The sequence below is a fragment of the Ancylomarina salipaludis genome, assembly GCF_004122035.1.
Lineage (GTDB): Bacteria > Bacteroidota > Bacteroidia > Bacteroidales > Marinifilaceae > Ancylomarina > Ancylomarina salipaludis.
On the sequence record NZ_SAXA01000005.1, the window covers coordinates 128676 to 145049 of the forward strand.

The following is a 16374-nucleotide window of genomic DNA, read 5'->3' on the forward strand; positions in this document are numbered from 1 at the left end:
TTTAACACAATATATTTAAGAAGCAGGGGTGTTTTAGTATAAAATTACGACCTTTGTCAACTGAATTTTTTATTTGAAAAAGCCTATCACTTGGATATTCACTATATAATTAAAGGAATTGTTATAGGACTAATGGCATCAATACCATTGGGTCCAATTGGTGTTTTAATCATTCAAAAGACACTACAGAAGGGAAGATTAGCTGGTTTTATTTCTGGGTTTGGAGCGGCGGTTGCCGACACATTGTTTGCTTCAATTGCTATTCTGGGTTTAGGATTTGTTATTAATTTTATTCAGGCTCAGGAATTTTATTTTCGATTGATTGGCTCTGTATTTTTAGTTTTTGTTGGTCTGCGAATTTTCTTTACCAATACCATTAAACAGTTTCGGAAATCTCAAACCCCGGGAAAACGTGGAATGCTAGGTGATTTTTTAGCTATCTTTTTTCTAACACTTTCAAATCCAATAGCAGTAATCTTTTTTGGGGCCATGTTTGCTGGAGCTTCGGTTTTTAGTGACGCGAATTCAACTAAAGTTTCTTTGTTTTTGATGTTAGGTGTCTTGTTAGGAGGGGCAATTTGGTGGTATGCGCTTTCAACATTGGTGAATGTTTTCAGGAAAAAATTCAGATTGAAGCAGATGTTTTGGATCAATAAAATTTCAGGTATTATTATCGCAGTTTTGGGTTTCTTGGTTTTTCTTTCTTGTTTCGAGCCTGTGAAATCATTTTTGCAATAAGTATACTATTGAGGATATAAAAAAAAGGAGAAAGTAATTGAATTACTTTCTCCTTTTTGTTTGTATTAAATTGGGTAATCTATCTGATTGTTACCAATGTCGCACCATAGCCATACTCTTTAAACGAGGCATCTTGTGAACTGTGTTTTCGGTATTTTCTTTTAAGTTCTGATAACACTTTCTGCTTCAGAGTACCATTTCCTATCCCGTGAATAAAGACAATCTTAGCGCCTTTTTTTCCTTCATTTTCACGCATAATCTCGTGGAATTTATCCATTTGGAAATTTAGGATGTCAGCATTTGAGAAACCTGTAACCGAGTCAATCAGTTTGTTGATATGCAAATCGACTTCCAAAATATCGGTTTTAGGATTGATTTTAGGGCTTTCAATTTTCTTTGATTCTCCCTCTTTTTCACGAATCAGTTTATTAAAGTCTTTTTGACTGAGTTCTTCCAATTTATGCTCGATTTCTTCACCGGTAATCTGGTGAAGTATAACCTGTTCGTGGAAATAGTCAGTAAGCTTATATGAATTTGATTTGTAAAATTTCACAGCCTGAATCTTCACTGTTTTATTAATTGGTGCTTTGGGGGTAAAATCACCGGATTGATAATATAGGATTTGAAAGTGAAACGCACTTAAGTTTCCTAAATCCTTTTGATCGAATTCAGTTAATAAGATTTTTGAGTTTGGATCAATATTTCCTGTTGTGATCCCTTCGAATTTCAAACCATTCTGATTAAAGAAACTGTAAAGCAGTATCGAGTTGGTATCATTTATAAGGTAGAGTTCAAGCGGACTTGAGGTAATGTCGTAACCTGCACGGGGAACAAAGGCAAAATAGATGTCTTCTTTTTGAACTTTAAGAGGTTCATTTTTAGCAGTAGTCGCTTTTTGCTTTGTTGAAAGACTGTGTGAAGAAGAGGTGTTGCCTTCAGATTGGGATTCGATAACAACCAAATCTTTTTTCAAAGTTGGAATTTCAAAATCATCTTCTTCATTAAGAACCATTACGGTTTTGGCATCGATAATTCGGGTCACTCTTCCCCCTCCAATTTCGCTAAGAAATCTGACTTTATCTCCAATATTTATTTGCATGTGATATCTGATTTATTGCCAGCAGATGTGTTTCTTTTAAAAAATCACCCATAATGAGCGGAATCTGAGGCATTGTTTTATAATACGAACAAAGTTAACTATTTTTGCACACCAATTCTATTCTCCGACTCAGGAGAATTGTGATGTTGAGAAATATAATAGGAGAGATGGAAGTTAGAACCGAAGATACAGTAATGAATCCACAGCACATTCAAATATCAGATTTTACATACGATTTACCGGATGAGAAGATTGCAAAATATCCTTTAAGTAAGCGTGAAGAGTCAAAGTTGTTGGTTTACAGGGGTAATGAAATAAAGGAGAGAGGATTTCAAAATCTGCCAGAAGAAATAGCTGAAGGAACAACCATGGTTTTTAATAATACCAAGGTGATTCAGGCCCGATTGATTTTTTATAAGGAAACGGGTGCCCGTATTGAGATTTTTTGTTTGGAACCTCTTAATCCTGCCGATTATAATTTAGCTTTTCAAGCAAAAGGGGTTTGTACCTGGAAATGTATCATTGGCAATCTGCGTAAGTGGAAGTCAGGTGTTTTAAAGATGAGCTTTATTTTTGAAGGAAAGGAAGAATATCTTTGTGCTGAGCATATTGAGAATTTGGATGGTGCTCATGAAATAAAATTTACCTGGGATAATCAGGAGTTAAGCTTTAGTGAAGTTCTTGAGCTGACAGGTAAAATTCCGATTCCACCTTATTTAAATAGAGATACTGAAAATACGGACTTGGTACGTTATCAAACGGTTTATTCAAAACACGAGGGATCGGTTGCTGCCCCTACCGCCGGTTTACATTTTACCGATTCTGTATTTAATCGCCTGGATGAAAATGGGGTGAATAGAGCTGAATTAACCCTTCATGTTGGAGCGGGAACATTTAAACCGGTTAAGGCTGAACAGATTGGAGATCATGAAATGCATACCGAGCATATTCAAGTAAACAAGGATAGTTTGCAACAAATAATCGATGCCGAAAATGGTATTGTAGCCGTTGGGACAACATCAGTTCGAACGCTTGAAAGCTTGTATTGGCTTGGGGTTAAGTTGCTGACAGGTAAAGAGAATCCTTATTTGTTGGAACAATGGGATGCTTATAATCTTGATGGGACTTACTCACGTATTGATGCTTATCAGGCGATTATTGATTTTATGAAAAAGGAAAATCTGTCATTATTTAATGCCGCAACGCAAATTATAATTGCTCCTGGCTATGAGTTTAAAATTATCTCGGGCCTGGTGACTAATTTCCATCAGCCTCAGAGTACTTTATTGTTATTAATTTCGGCCTTAGTGGGTGATAGGTGGCGTGATATTTATGATTATGCGTTGAATAATAAATTCCGATTTTTGAGCTATGGAGATAGTTCTTTATTGATGAAGTCCTAAAGTGAAGATATGTGAATAGAATTTATTATATTTATTACCGATAAGAGCTTTTTGCCATTTTTGCAAGGGTGCAAAGTCTGGGAATCATCGTCTTAATTAAAGGAATACATCATTTATGAGAAACCTCTTCTTTATAGTAGCTTGTTTACTTATATCGATTGTCATAGGCTTGTTTTCGCCCCTGATTTCACCAGAATTATTTAATTTTGTTAAACCTCCTGAGGCGAAAGATTCAGAATATACTGAGCTTGTTGAGCTTGCCCCGGAAAGTAATTCTATAGAGTCCCACTCTAATCCAGAGATAAAGAAGGAAAAAGAGGCTCAAATTCCAATTAAAGTAAAGACGTCACCCAGTGATACTATCAGTGATGAAAATTATGTAGAGGAATTACCTCCGGAAACGCTTTTTCGAATTAACCGATATGGAAAATGGGAATTTTGGAATTATTATCGTGATGTAAGTCATATGAGTTTTTCGAAGAAAATGAGAAACTTATATGAAGAAACTTACGGGATTAAAAATATAAAGGATAGTAAATTTAAATATTCCATTCACGTTTTTGCCAGCAAAAATGCAACGCGTATGAGTCTGTTGAGATTGACGGGCTTGTATGAAAATTACGATAACGATGAACACCTTTATCGCTATTTTTATCGCAGCTACGATAACTATTGGGTTTGTAGACGTGAGTTAAGAGATGTACGCTCTAAAGGTTTTCCAGATGCGTATATTGTGAAGCTATAAATTGAGCTAGAAATCAGAATCATAAAATAGAAGAACAAAAAAAAGAGTAGCGATTGGCTACTCTTTTTTTGTGATTAATCCTTAGATCTTGGATGACAATTTTTGATTGTCTCTTTTAAATAATCTCTATCCAAATGGGTATAGATTTCAGTTGTCAAAATTGACTCATGTCCTAACATTTCCTGTACAGCTCTTAAGTCAGCACCACCTTCAACAAGATGAGAAGCAAACGAGTGACGGAAAGTATGAGGTGAAACATTCTTAGTTAGACCAACTTTCTTAGAAAGGTTTTTAATGATAGTGAAAATCATCACACGAGAAAGTTTGCGACCTCTTCGGTTTAAGAATAAAATATCCTCGCTATCCTTATCAATGTTTAATTTACCTCTGTAGTTCTTAAGATAAAGTTTGATCTCTTTTTTAGCTCTCTTTCCAATTGGAATTAAACGCTCTTTGTTTCCTTTACCATGAATCTTAATGAAACCCATTCTGAAATGTAAATTCGAAACTCTAAGGTCAATTAGTTCAGAAACACGAAGACCACAAGAATACAGTGTTTCTAAAATTGCTCTGTTTCTTTGTCCTTCAGCTTTGTTTGTGTCAACTGCCTTTACTAAAACGTCAATTTCTTCAACGGTTAAAGTATGAGGAAGTTTGCGACCAATTTTTGGTGCTTCCAACAAAGCGGTTGGGTTTCTGTCAATAACTTCTTCAAGTAACAAGTATTTGAAGTATGCTTTGATACCTGAAATTACTCGAGCTTGAGTTCGTGGACTTGTTCCTGCATCATTAATCCAGGTAACAAAATCCTTAAGGTCTTGCAAAACAACTTGATCGGGAGCAACAGTTCTGCCTTGCTCTTTGAAAAAAGTTGTTAGTTTAGTGATGTCATTGATGTAAGCATCAATAGAATTCTTAGACAGAGACTTTTCCAATGTGAGATAAGTCTTGAAATTCTCAATTGTTGTTGTCCAATTCATTTCAATTAATTTTAAGTATGTAGTTTAGTTGTAATTGTTAATCAAACTATTTTATTAGTTTTGTTTTAACGATAGCAATATACGTACTTTTATGATAATATGATAATTCAGAGTGAAAAATTATTACGTATGGTTTGTGAAAAATTAATAAAAACTCTATGTTAAACTAAGCTGAAATTTTGACGAAATGACAATTTTAATCATAAACGGACCTAATTTAAATCTGCTAGGTGTAAGAGAAAAAACGATTTATGGGTCGCAAAGTTTCGATCAGTATTACGAGGAATTGAAGCTTTTATATCCCAATTTTGCTTTGGATTATTATCAATCGAATATTGAAGGCGAAATCATCAATAAGATACATGAATGTCGATTAACTCATGATGGTATTGTCTTGAATGCAGCTGCTTACACCCATACGTCAGTAGCTATAAGGGATGCAATTTCTGCCATTGACATTCCTGTGATTGAAGTTCATATTTCAAATGTTCATAAAAGAGAAGCGTTCAGACATGTTAGCTTGATTAGTGCAAGTTGTGTCGGTGTTATTGCTGGTTTTGGTCTTGATTCTTATCGATTGGGGATTGAGGCCCTTACAAAATTAAATAAAGACAAATAAGTTTTTTTGACAAATGGCAGTTTTCTTTTGAAAAGAGATTTGTTCTTTTCTTATTTATCAAAATTGACGAATTAATGTTTTGGATTGATTAAAATTCATTAAAGAAATAAATCGTTAAAATTAAGTTATTTATTTAGAATTATTCCAATTTAATCGTCGCAAACGTTTTATAAAGGTTCTCATCCTTAATATTCTGCTGCATACTGTTTTTAAGTTTATAAAATATATACCTTAGTTTCTGAAAAGGAAATGCAGAGTTATGAATACGTTTTTTCTTGTAAATTCAACTTACGATAATATATAAATAAGTGCTATTTTATGTTTAGGTTTTTGTTGATTGATGTGATAACTATATAGTATGAGAATGTCTTTTTGTTAAAAAAAACACAGTTTGGAATCTGTTTTTATGTGTTTATTTATGCTGACTGACATTGTTGTATTATTTTACTTTGTTAAAAGTCTTACTTATCTTTTAGGCTAAGATTATACTCGTTAATCAATTCTGACAAAGATTATTATCTTTTTCATAAGTTCGAAATATAGGTTGAGTCTGCGTATTCTGTATTAATTAAAACCAATTATGAAGAAAGGTACCAAAATTATAGCCACAATTTCTGATAAGAAATGTGATGTGGAATTTTTAACAGAACTCTTTGAAGAGGGAATGAATGTTGTTCGTTTAAATACGGCCCATCAGTCTCACGCTGATGCTCAAAAGGTGATAGATAATGTGCGTCAGGTATCCGATAAAATAGCTTTGTTGATTGATACAAAAGGGCCTGAGATTCGAACTGTCGGAATTGAAAAAGACATCTATCTTTCCAAAGGCGATCAGGTGAAAATCATCGGTTCTAAATCCGAATCGATTGAAGAAAATAGCTTTGCCGTGAGTTACGAGTTTTTTGTGAACGATATTGAATTGGGAAACCGTATTTTGATTGATGATGGTGATTTGGAGCTATTAGTTATCGAGAAAACGGATGCGTATTTAAAAGTTGAAGCTCAAAACGAAGGCTTTTTGAAGAATCGTAAGAGTGTTAATATTCCAGGAGTTTCAATTAATTTACCTTCTTTAAGTGATAAGGATAGAGATTTCATTCAATTCGCAATAGATCAGGATATCGATTTTATTGCCCATTCATTTGTTCGTAAAAAAGAAGACGTTATTGAGATTCAGAAAATTCTTGATGCAAGAAAATCCAAGATAAAGATTATTGCCAAAATCGAGAATCAGGAAGGTGTTGATAATATCGATGAGATTTTGGAATACGTTTATGGTGTTATGGTTGCTCGTGGTGATTTGGCAATTGAAATACCTGCAGCCAAAATCCCTGTGATTCAGCGACGAATCGTTCGAAAATGTATCGATGCTAAAAAATCGGTTATCATTGCCACACAAATGTTGCACTCCATGATTGAGAATCCTCGTCCAACCCGTGCCGAAGTGAGTGATATTGCGAATGCGATATATAATAGAACAGATGCCATTATGCTGAGTGGCGAAACGGCTTATGGTGATTATCCTATTGAGGCCGTAAGAGTCATGACTGAGGTGGCTATGGAAGTTGAGAAAGAATTAGTTCCTGATAAATTGCAGCGCGAACCGAGACACAAAGAGGTCACATCGGTTTTGGCACGATCTGCTGTTAATGCATCGCAATTTCTTTCAACAAAGGCAATCGTAACTGATACGTTAACAGGTAGAACCGGACGTTATTTATCGGCTTACCGAGGGACTGTTCCTGTTTATGCTTTATGTTATTCGAAACGAGTTATGCGCGAACTGGCTCTTTCTTATGGTGTAGAAGCTGATTATAAAGAGTTGTTGGCCAGCCGTGATGAATATGTGAAAGAAGCGATGTTGACCTTAATGGGAAAAGGCTATTTTACTAATGAAGACTCGGTTATTATCTTAGGAGGTAGTTTCGGCCCTTCAAAAGGGGTTAACTTTATGGAAATATCGAATGTTTACCAACTGACACATAAAGTGTAGTTGTTGACAGATTTATATAGATAAAAAGCCGATGCTCAAATTGAATTTAAGCATCGGCTTTTTTCTTATTTCGGCATTAGAACAACTTTCATTTCACAGCGTTGGCAGTTGAATTCCAGACTGTATTTTCTATTGTTGTCAACTAAATAAAGTGGTCCTGGTTTATCTTCAATAGACTTTATTGTTTTGGGACATTTACCAAATTCATAGCGCAGGCAATGTTTGGTTATCATGATGGTTTTCCCGTCAAAATTCTTCTGTAGTTCAAAAGCTTTTTCGATATTTTCAACACCACATTTTCTATAGAAATCCTCGGCTTTACAGTTACTCACATTCCCCATATAGGTAATTTTATCGGCGTAAAATTTAGGGTGAGAGATGAGCGGTCTGCTTCCTTTATTCTGAGCGAGTTTAATTCGATTTGATGTTAAATCATCCAGTGTTTTACGTCTTAAATTATTCAACACCTTAGTCTGAATGAAAGGCGTGTTCTGTAAGTTCAGACGAATGCTGTTCAAATCATAAATGGAATCTCCCAGTTTTGAGAGTTGTTTTGTGATATTAGCTTGAGCCAATTCTTCATTTTTGGCCAATTCGAAATTTTCTGATAAAAAATTCGAAGCACTGACTCCATTTTCATCCGTTATGTGTAGGGAAATCTGATTTTCCTTTTGCTCCAATAAAATATCAATGGCGATTTTACGTGTGCTTTTATCCTGTTTTAGTTCTTTGGCAAACTCATGATCGTTGTTGCGATAAAGTGTCACTCCATCACAAATCATACTCATGTCGTTGGGATAAATTTTATCGCCTTTGACACCATTTACCTGAATACCTTTTAACAATTTGTTTTTATTGAAAAAACACAAGCCATCTCCATTGTGTAGGGGATATTTGCTTTTAACTAAAAAGTGATCTTTTCGAACGGCTATAATTTTACCCACTTCCTTTCCAAGTGATTTTGGAGAGAAGAAATTTGCAATTTCAGGGATACGCCCCTTAAAAAAATAGGGGGTAAAACCACGATTGAATGTTCTTTCAGGATCGGGCTTAAAATTGACTTCAGTATGTCCGGATGATGCGCGTTCAAGTTCTTTATTCTTATGAATAGCTTCATCTAGTTTTTCACTGTAATGGCTTGTAATATTTTTGATATAGGAGATGTTCTTTAGTCGTCCTTCAATTTTAAGAGAACAAATTCCGGCATTTACAATATCTGTTATTTCGTTTGAAAGGTTTAAATCTTTTAAGGAAAGAAGATGTTGATCTTTGGCTAATATATTGCCATCGGCATCTTCAAGATTGTATTTCATTCGACAAGCCTGACTGCATTCGCCACGATTAGCCGAACGTCCTGATATGGCATGAGAAAAATAGCATTGCCCGCTTAGGCAAACACATAATGCCCCATTTACAAAGTATTCTAAATCAACACTTGTGTTGGCTCGAATTTCTTTTATTTGTTCTAATGAAAGTTCCCGGGCAAGAATAATGCGTTTGAATCCGGCTTTTTCAAGAAACTGAATGCGTTCCAAATCAAAATTGTGCGTCTGTGTGCTGGCATGCAATTCAATGGGGGGGAGATCCATTTCCAATATTCCCATATCCTGTACAATAAGGGCATCGGCTCCCAATTTATAGAGCTGATGAATGAGTGCCTCAGCTTCCTTAAGCTCGTTGTCGTACAAAATTGTATTCATTGTGATGAACACCTTCGCCCAATATTGGTGTGCGTATTTAATTAATTCTCCAATATCTTCCAACGTATTGCCAACAGCGGCACGGGCTCCAAATTTTGGAGCGCCTATATATACAGCATCTGCACCATAGTTAATGGCAGCAATTCCTGTTTCCAGATTCTTAGCAGGTGCTAAAAGTTCAATTTTACGCATATTCCTTATTTTGATTGCGAAGATAAGCTTTTAAGCTGATTTTATCGATGAATATTAGGAATCATAAATCGATCCAAACGAATGGTTTATTTTGCACTCATTCCATCAAATTGCTTCAAGTTCGATTATCTGATCAAGATATAATTTATTTCCTGACATTTTTTTCTAAATTTATGATCTCTTACGCAAAGGATTTCGGAAACTGAAAACACAACTTGCCTGTTTTTCTTTTTTCTTATGCGTTCTGGTTAAGAATCAACAAATTGATTTCAAATAATACATACACAATAAACAATCTTATGAATTTTTCTTATCTGATTTATGAAGAAAGGGAAGAGATCGGTATTCTGACTTTGAACCGTCCGAATGCTTTAAATGCACTCAACAATGATGTTTTTGATGAGTTGCAGGCTTTTCTTGATTCTCTAAAAGAGTCGATTAATATTAGAGCTTTAATTATTACAGGTGCAGGAAAAGCCTTTGTCGCTGGTGCGGATATCAAAGCTTTTCAGAATATGACCCAGCAGGAAGGTTATGATTTTGCAGAAAAGGGAAAATCTGTGTTTCGTCATATTGCAGACTTACCCATTCCGGTAATTGCAGCAATTAATGGTTTTGCTCTTGGTGGTGGTCTTGAATTGGCATTGGCTTGTGATATTCGTATCGCAAATAAAGAAACGCGTCTTGGCTTGCCTGAGGCATCTCTAGGATTAATCCCTGGATTTAACGGAACGGTTGAGGCTCTGAAACAAGTTGGTTTAGGACATGCCATGTATTTGATGATGCTTGCTGGTGGTATTAAGGCAACAGAAGCGTTTGATTTAGGCTTGGTACAGAAATTGGCTGATGCCGACCAGATCATGATAGAAGCAATGGATTTGGCTAAGAAAATAACGAAGAATAGCCCAAACTCGCTTCACTTATTAAAAAGAATCCTTCGTGAAGGAAAAGAAATGACTCGTACTGAAGCTGAAGCACTCGAATCAAAAGAATTTGGAAAATTGTTTCAGGCTGATCAAGCTGAACGTATCGAGGGGGTTAATGCCTTTATAGAGAAAAGAAAACCAAACTGGAAATAATTAGAGTTTAAAATCCAAAATCATAATTTTAAGATGAAATATATTAATAAATACACAAACATAAGTCTTCTTGGTGCTGCTGGTAAAATGGGTAGTGGTATCATGGCTCTTTTGGCATTCGAAGTTGGAAAATTAAAACTTGGTGCTAAACGTGAAGAAAGTTTTGTTATCAATGCTATTGATGTTTCGCCTGAGGCACTTGAGGGATTATTGAAATATCTTAAATCTCAATTGTTGAAATCAGGGGAGAAAAACATTGTTGAACTTAGAGAGTGGTATAAAGATGCAACTGATTTGGTTGAGAACGAGGATGTGATTAATGCCTATGCAAATGATGTGATGGCCATGATCAAAACCAGTACTCGTATTGAAACGGCTTACGATTCTCAGTTGGTGTTTGAGGCTATTAAGGAAGACAAGGGTTTGAAGGTGAAATTGTTTTCACAAATCAAACAAAACAATCCGGATACCTGGTTTTTGAGCAACACATCATCAATTCCATTGGGAGAAATTGATAAGGAGGCAGGTTTGAATGGCGACATTATTGGTTTCCATTTTTATAACCCACCTGTGATCCAAAGATTGCTTGAAATTATTCCAGTGGAAAATATCAATCCGGATTTAATTGAATTTTCTGAAGCCTTGGCTAAGTCGATGAGAAAGATTATCGTTTACTCTCGAGATGTGGCTGGTTTTATTGGTAACGGACACTTCATGCGTGATGCTTTGTTTGCGCTGGATCAGGCTCAAGCTATGGGAACGCCATTGACAGATGCGATCTATCGTGTTGATAGCGTAAGTCGCGATTTGTTGCTTCGTCCGATGGGAATTTTTCAGTTGATGGACTATGTTGGAATTGATGTGATGTGTTTTATTCTTAAGAGCATGCAGACAGCTTTCCCTCAGGAAAAATTATCTCACGAAATATTGAACCAATATATGGAACTTGGCGTCACAGGAGGTCAGTTCTCTGATGGTTCACAGAAGGATGGTTTCTTTCAGTATGAAAAAGGCAGAATCGCAGCTGTTTACGATATCGCAGCAAAAGCTTATAAGCCAATTGCAGATGTGAAGGCAGCTAATGAAGATTACTTTGAGCCTAAACCTTCTCAGGACTTAAACTGGAAAACTGTTATTCGTGAAAAGGAGAAGGAAGATGTTTTAACAACTTTCTTTAACGAGTTGAAGACTTTAACCAGCGCTGCAGCTCAATTAGCTGTTTCATATGGGAAACAATCAAAGGCAATTGGTCATCTTTTGGTTGAAGGTGGTGTGGCAGCAGATACTCATGCTGTGAATAAAGTTATGGAAACAGGCTTCTACCATGCTTATGGTCCTGTTAATACATTTTTTGAATAGATATTTATTCAATCAGGATATGAAAGCTCAACTTCGGTTGAGCTTTTTTTTGTTATAAACCATTTATCTTATGATTATTAGTGATTTGCACATTCTGTTTATTTCATAGGTGTTGTTTGGTTCTTAGTTTCTCTTGTTGTGAGTTAAGGTGTTAAAAACTAATGTGTTTGTGTTTTATCCCTATTCTATTTGCATTTCATCATGCCTGGGTTTAAATCTGTGATTGGTATGTGATAGTCAAATTATAGGGAGATTGAGTATTATGAAAAAATATTTAGTTATCAATTTTCACGCTTTATGCCGATTTCACTGGTCGTATAGATCGGCTTATGTTTATTTGTTATAAATAAGATTCATGATGATTCTGATTTTAAGGGAATTATTGCTAAATTAAGTCACTGAAAAAATATTTTGACTTAGAATTTGGGACATTAAGCCTGGACAATAGACATCCGATTTCATATTTATTTTGAAGTTTCCTTTGATTTAGGCTTACCGTTTCGTTGGATAATAATTTAATAATAAACGCTAATCCTTATGAAATCTCCACGCCGAAAAATCTACATGCTTGCTGGTTACAATACAATATCAATGGGAACGGGTCGATCCGACTTTAATCCTAAAAAAGGGAGTCGTCCTTTAGAATCTTATATCAAAGAAGCGGGGCAGGCTGTTTTGGAAAAAATCGGAGGTGCAGATAAAGTAGATGAAGGGGTAATTGGAAATTTTATGGCTGCCCGTTTTAATAATCAAGCCAATTTACCTGCCTTTTTCCCATTAATTGATTCAGGATTAAAATTTAAACCTGCTATAAGCGTTGAAGGTGCATGCGCTTCCGGAGGCTTAGCCCTAATGGCAGCAATAAAATCAGTTTTGGCTGAAACGGCTGATGTTGTTCTGGCTATAGGTGTCGAGGTGCAGAATACCAAAAAAGCAGTTTATGGTGCTGATATTTTGGCTGCTGCTGGCTGGAATCAATCTCGGAAAAATGGACATGCCTATTTTTTTCCAGGTGTTTTTAGCGATAGAGCTGGTGCATATTATCAAAAATATGGGAAGGAGCGTACACGTATGGCTATGTCGCAATGGTATGTGAATGCCATCGAAAATGCCAGACTTTGTCATACCGCACAGGAGTCTGAGAATAAAAAATCCAATTTATACGATATGGCGCTTAGTATGCCATTGAATCCTAAAAAATTTGTTGACCATTTAACTGTTCTCGATTGCTCAAAGGTTTCAGATGGGGCTTCTGCTATAGCTGTTGTATCTGAAGAAGGATTGAAAAAACTGGGGTATAAGCCTGAAGACGCTGTTGAGGTTGTTGGTTTTGCTCAAATGACCTCTGATATAACGATGAATCCCGAAAATCCAACTTCATTGGAAACCACCAAACAAGCTGTTGCTAAGGCTTTGGATATGGCTGGGGTTAGTCTAAATCAAATTGGAACCATTGAACTTCATGATTGTTTCTCAATTGCAGGGATAATGGCTATTGAAGCTATTGGTCTTGCCGAGCCGGGTAAAGGTGTTGATTTCGTTATCGATGGCAAGTCGAAAAGGGATGGCGAGATGCCTATTAATACCACAGGTGGATTGATTGGCTGGGGACATCCGACGGGTGCAACAGGAGTACACCAAGCGGTCACTATTTGGGAACAATTAACAGGAAAAGCCGGACCGGCACAAATAAACATAGACGAAAGTCGTCCTTATGCATTGAGCATTAATATGGGAGGCGATGATAAAACGCTTGTTTCGATTGTTTATAAAAAAGCGAAGAGCTGATTTGATAATTTATTAAATGCAGGATGATTTTAAATTGAAATAACCACAAATACAACAAACTATTAACCCTTAAATTAACCACACTATGAATTTTGAATTCACCGAAGAACAGTTGATGATTCGTGATGCAGCACGTGATTTTGCACAACGGGAATTATTGCCCGGCGTCATTGAGCGCGATGAAGATGCCATATATCCTAAAGAACAAGTCAAACGATTGGCTGAACTTGGTTTTCTGGGAATGTTGGTTGACACCCGGTATGATGGAGGTGGAATGGATACCATTTCGTATGTCTTGGCTATGGAAGAAATATCTAAAGTTGATTCCTCTGTTTCTGTAATCATGTCAGTGAATAACTCACTAGTTTGCTGGGGCGTTCAAAAATACGGCACAGAGGCACAGAAGGAAGAATTTTTGAAGCCAATGGCACGGGGAGATAAAATTGGAGCTTTCCTATTATCAGAACCTGAGGCAGGATCAGATGCAACCTCTCAGCGAACCACAGCTGTCGATATGGGGGATCATTATTTAGTCAATGGGATTAAAAACTGGATTACTTCAGGAGGAACAGCTTCCACATATCTTTTGATCGCTCATACACATCCTGAAAAGAAACACCATGGTATAAATGCTTTTTTGATTGATTCAAATTTGGAAGGAATTAGTGTTGGGCCTCATGAAAATAAGATGGGGATGCGTGCTTCTGATACACATTCGGTGATGTTTAATAATGTAAAGATTCCTAAGGAAAATCGTTTGGGAGATGATGGACAAGGTTTTAAGATTGCAATGCAATCGCTAGAAGGCGGGCGTATTGGAATTGCTTCCCAAGCTTTGGGAATTGCCTCAGGGGCCTATGAATTGGCATTGCAGTATGCTCAGGAAAGAAAAACATTTGGAAAAGAGATTATTAAACATCAAGCTATTGCTTTTAAGCTTGCAGATATGGCCGTTGAGATTGAGGCAGCCCGCTTTTTTTGTTTAAAAGCAGCATGGCTTAAAGATCAGGGCAAACCCTATGGTCAGGCCAGCGCAATGGCGAAACTTTATGCGGCAGAAACGGCGATGAAGGTGACCACAGAAGCGGTACAGATTCATGGTGGAAATGGTTACGTCAAAGAATATCATGTCGAGCGATTGATGCGCGAAGCCAAGTTGACACAGATTTATGAAGGGACTTCTGAAATACAAAAAATTATCATTTCTCGGGGATTATTAGCTTAGATTGATTATCTTAATTAAGTATTTACGATTCATAGATATTCCATTGTTTTTGCCTTTAAGATAATAAATATCAAAATTATGTCATTTGTAAGAATATGGTTGCATTGTGTATGGGGAACAAAAAGACGATTCCCATATCTTACCGAAGATATCAAATGGACAGTTTTCAACCACATTAAGGAAAATGCAAAACTAAAAGGTATTTATATTGACTTTATCAATGGTTACAGGGATCATATTCATTGTATTCTGTCTTTGAAGGCTGATCAAACTCTTTCAAAATCGATACAGTTGATTAAAGGCGAATCTTCATTTTGGATAAATCAAAGAGCTCTAACAAAAACTAAATTCGAATGGGCTGATGAATATTATGCTGCTTCATTTAGTGAGTCTCATTTGAAAAAAGTGCGTGAGTATATTCAAAATCAAGAAAAACATCACAGAACTAAAACCTGGAAGGAAGAATATGAAGGCTTTATGAATAAATATAATTTCGAGAAAAGTATAGGCTAAAGCCTGAAGCAGTACATGTAAAATTTCCAGCATAAATGCTGGCTTTAAGAATGATTATTTTATGAATATAAGATTAAGTTAATTTCTAACTCCATCCTTTAGGATGGCAAATAGAAAAGAGTCTTTCGGGCTTTAGCCCATAAACTATTAAATCTTAACCATATGAAAATATTAGTTTGTATCAGTAATGTTCCGGATACTACAACCAAAATTAAATTTAAGGAAGGAAATAAACAGATTGATGATGCCGGTATTCAGTGGATTATTAATCCTTGGGACGAGTTGGCTTTGACCCGAGCCATTGAATTGAAAGAGGATGCTTCTAACCCGATTGATGAAGTGTGTGTGATTAATGTTGGCGAGGCCATGTGCGATGCGACTTTGAGAAAAGCACTTGCTATTGGGGCTGACAAGGCTATTAGAATTGATGCAAATCCTCTTGATGCGTATTTTGTTGCAGGGCAAATTGCGGACTATATTAAGAAAACACCCTATGATATTGTTTTAAGTGGGATCGAATCCAGCGATTATAATAGTTCATCGGTAGGAGGTATGCTGGGTGAATTTTTGGATTGGCCTGCTATTTCATCAATGACTCAATTGGGTTTCGATGGTGATGAATTGAACATTCACAGAGCGATTCCCGGAGGTAATCAGATTCTGCAATTAACCCCACCTTTTGTAGGAATTGTTCAGAAAGGAATTGCAAAGGAACCCAGAATTCCTGCTATGCGAGGTATTATGATGGCAAGGAAAAAACCTTTGGAAGTTTTGCCGGCTATTGAGCTAAAGGCTTTGAGTCAAATCGTGGAGTTTGAACAACCTCAGGCTAAAGCATCATGTAAAATGATAGATGCCGAGCAATTGGACGAATTAATCCACTTACTTAAATCAGAAGCTAAAGTTCTGTAAGTTTTTGGATAAGCATTTTTATAAAAGAT

At 36.1% G+C, this 16374-nt stretch carries 14 protein-coding genes; 11 read left to right on the forward strand and 3 right to left on the reverse strand.

All coding sequences use genetic code 11. The annotated features are described in order from the left end of the window. Nucleotides 1-90 precede the first annotated feature (90 nt). Entirely contained in the window at nt 91-738 is a 648-nt protein-coding gene (locus EO244_RS07215; protein ID WP_206734514.1) for a LysE family translocator, read from the forward strand. 79 nt (nt 739-817) lie between these two features. On the opposite strand, the gene EO244_RS07220 is transcribed toward EO244_RS07215, so the two are convergent. Then, on the reverse strand, nt 818-1837 hold the full coding sequence (locus tag EO244_RS07220; protein WP_129253985.1) for a Smr/MutS family protein: 1020 nt from the start codon (nt 1835-1837) through the stop codon (nt 818-820). A 143-nt stretch (nt 1838-1980) separates the two neighbouring features. Here EO244_RS07220 and EO244_RS07225 point away from each other — a divergent pair, with 143 nt between their 5' ends. Together EO244_RS07225 and EO244_RS07230 are read left to right on the forward strand one after the other, a co-directional pair. Then, entirely contained in the window at nt 1981-3240 is a 1260-nt protein-coding gene (locus tag EO244_RS07225; protein WP_241687955.1) for an S-adenosylmethionine:tRNA ribosyltransferase-isomerase, read from the forward strand. Between the two features lie 115 nt (nt 3241-3355). Continuing rightward, nucleotides 3356-3985 carry a hypothetical protein gene (locus EO244_RS07230; protein WP_129253986.1) on the forward strand — a complete coding sequence of 210 codons (630 nt, stop codon included), beginning with the start codon at nt 3356-3358 and terminating at the stop codon, nt 3983-3985. Nucleotides 3986-4059: 74 nt separating this feature from the next. Here the strand turns inward: EO244_RS07230 and xerD are convergent, their stop codons facing one another. Then, complete coding sequence (gene xerD, locus EO244_RS07235; RefSeq protein WP_129253987.1) at nt 4060-4965, reverse strand: site-specific tyrosine recombinase XerD; 906 nt, start codon at nt 4963-4965, stop codon at nt 4060-4062. Nucleotides 4966-5152: 187 nt separating this feature from the next. Between xerD and aroQ the strand changes: the two genes are divergently transcribed. After that, nucleotides 5153-5584: a type II 3-dehydroquinate dehydratase gene (gene aroQ / locus EO244_RS07240; RefSeq protein ID WP_129253988.1), complete on the forward strand. Its 432-nt coding sequence runs from the start codon at nt 5153-5155 to the stop codon at nt 5582-5584. 580 nt (nt 5585-6164) lie between these two features. Then, nucleotides 6165-7577, forward strand: a complete 1413-nt coding sequence (pyk, locus tag EO244_RS07245; RefSeq protein ID WP_129253989.1) for a pyruvate kinase — start codon at nt 6165-6167, stop codon at nt 7575-7577. A 65-nt stretch (nt 7578-7642) separates the two neighbouring features. Here the strand turns inward: pyk and EO244_RS07250 are convergent, their stop codons facing one another. After that, the gene (locus tag EO244_RS07250) at nt 7643-9469 is read right to left on the reverse strand and encodes a peptidase U32 family protein (RefSeq protein ID WP_129253990.1); all 1827 of its coding nucleotides are present in this window, start codon (nt 9467-9469) and stop codon (nt 7643-7645) included. Nucleotides 9470-9768: 299 nt separating this feature from the next. Here EO244_RS07250 and EO244_RS07255 point away from each other — a divergent pair, with 299 nt between their 5' ends. From EO244_RS07255 to EO244_RS07280, 6 genes are all read left to right on the forward strand, one after another. After that, the gene (locus tag EO244_RS07255; RefSeq protein ID WP_129253991.1) at nt 9769-10548 is read left to right on the forward strand and encodes an enoyl-CoA hydratase/isomerase family protein; all 780 of its coding nucleotides are present in this window, start codon (nt 9769-9771) and stop codon (nt 10546-10548) included. A 33-nt stretch (nt 10549-10581) separates the two neighbouring features. Then, nucleotides 10582-11907 (forward strand): 3-hydroxyacyl-CoA dehydrogenase family protein, encoded by a 1326-nt coding sequence (locus tag EO244_RS07260; RefSeq protein WP_129253992.1) that lies wholly within the window; start codon nt 10582-10584, stop codon nt 11905-11907. A 537-nt stretch (nt 11908-12444) separates the two neighbouring features. Then, nucleotides 12445-13695 carry a thiolase C-terminal domain-containing protein gene (locus EO244_RS07265; RefSeq protein ID WP_129253993.1) on the forward strand — a complete coding sequence of 417 codons (1251 nt, stop codon included), beginning with the start codon at nt 12445-12447 and terminating at the stop codon, nt 13693-13695. Nucleotides 13696-13780: 85 nt separating this feature from the next. Then, a complete protein-coding gene (locus EO244_RS07270) occupies nt 13781-14920 on the forward strand; it encodes an acyl-CoA dehydrogenase family protein (RefSeq protein ID WP_129253994.1) in 1140 nt (379 codons plus the stop codon). A gap of 78 nt (nt 14921-14998) precedes the next feature. After that, nucleotides 14999-15433, forward strand: a complete 435-nt coding sequence (tnpA, locus tag EO244_RS07275) for an IS200/IS605 family transposase (protein ID WP_129253995.1) — start codon at nt 14999-15001, stop codon at nt 15431-15433. A gap of 162 nt (nt 15434-15595) precedes the next feature. Beyond that, nucleotides 15596-16345 carry an electron transfer flavoprotein subunit beta/FixA family protein gene (locus EO244_RS07280; RefSeq protein ID WP_129253996.1) on the forward strand — a complete coding sequence of 250 codons (750 nt, stop codon included), beginning with the start codon at nt 15596-15598 and terminating at the stop codon, nt 16343-16345. Nucleotides 16346-16374: the final 29 nt, after the last annotated feature.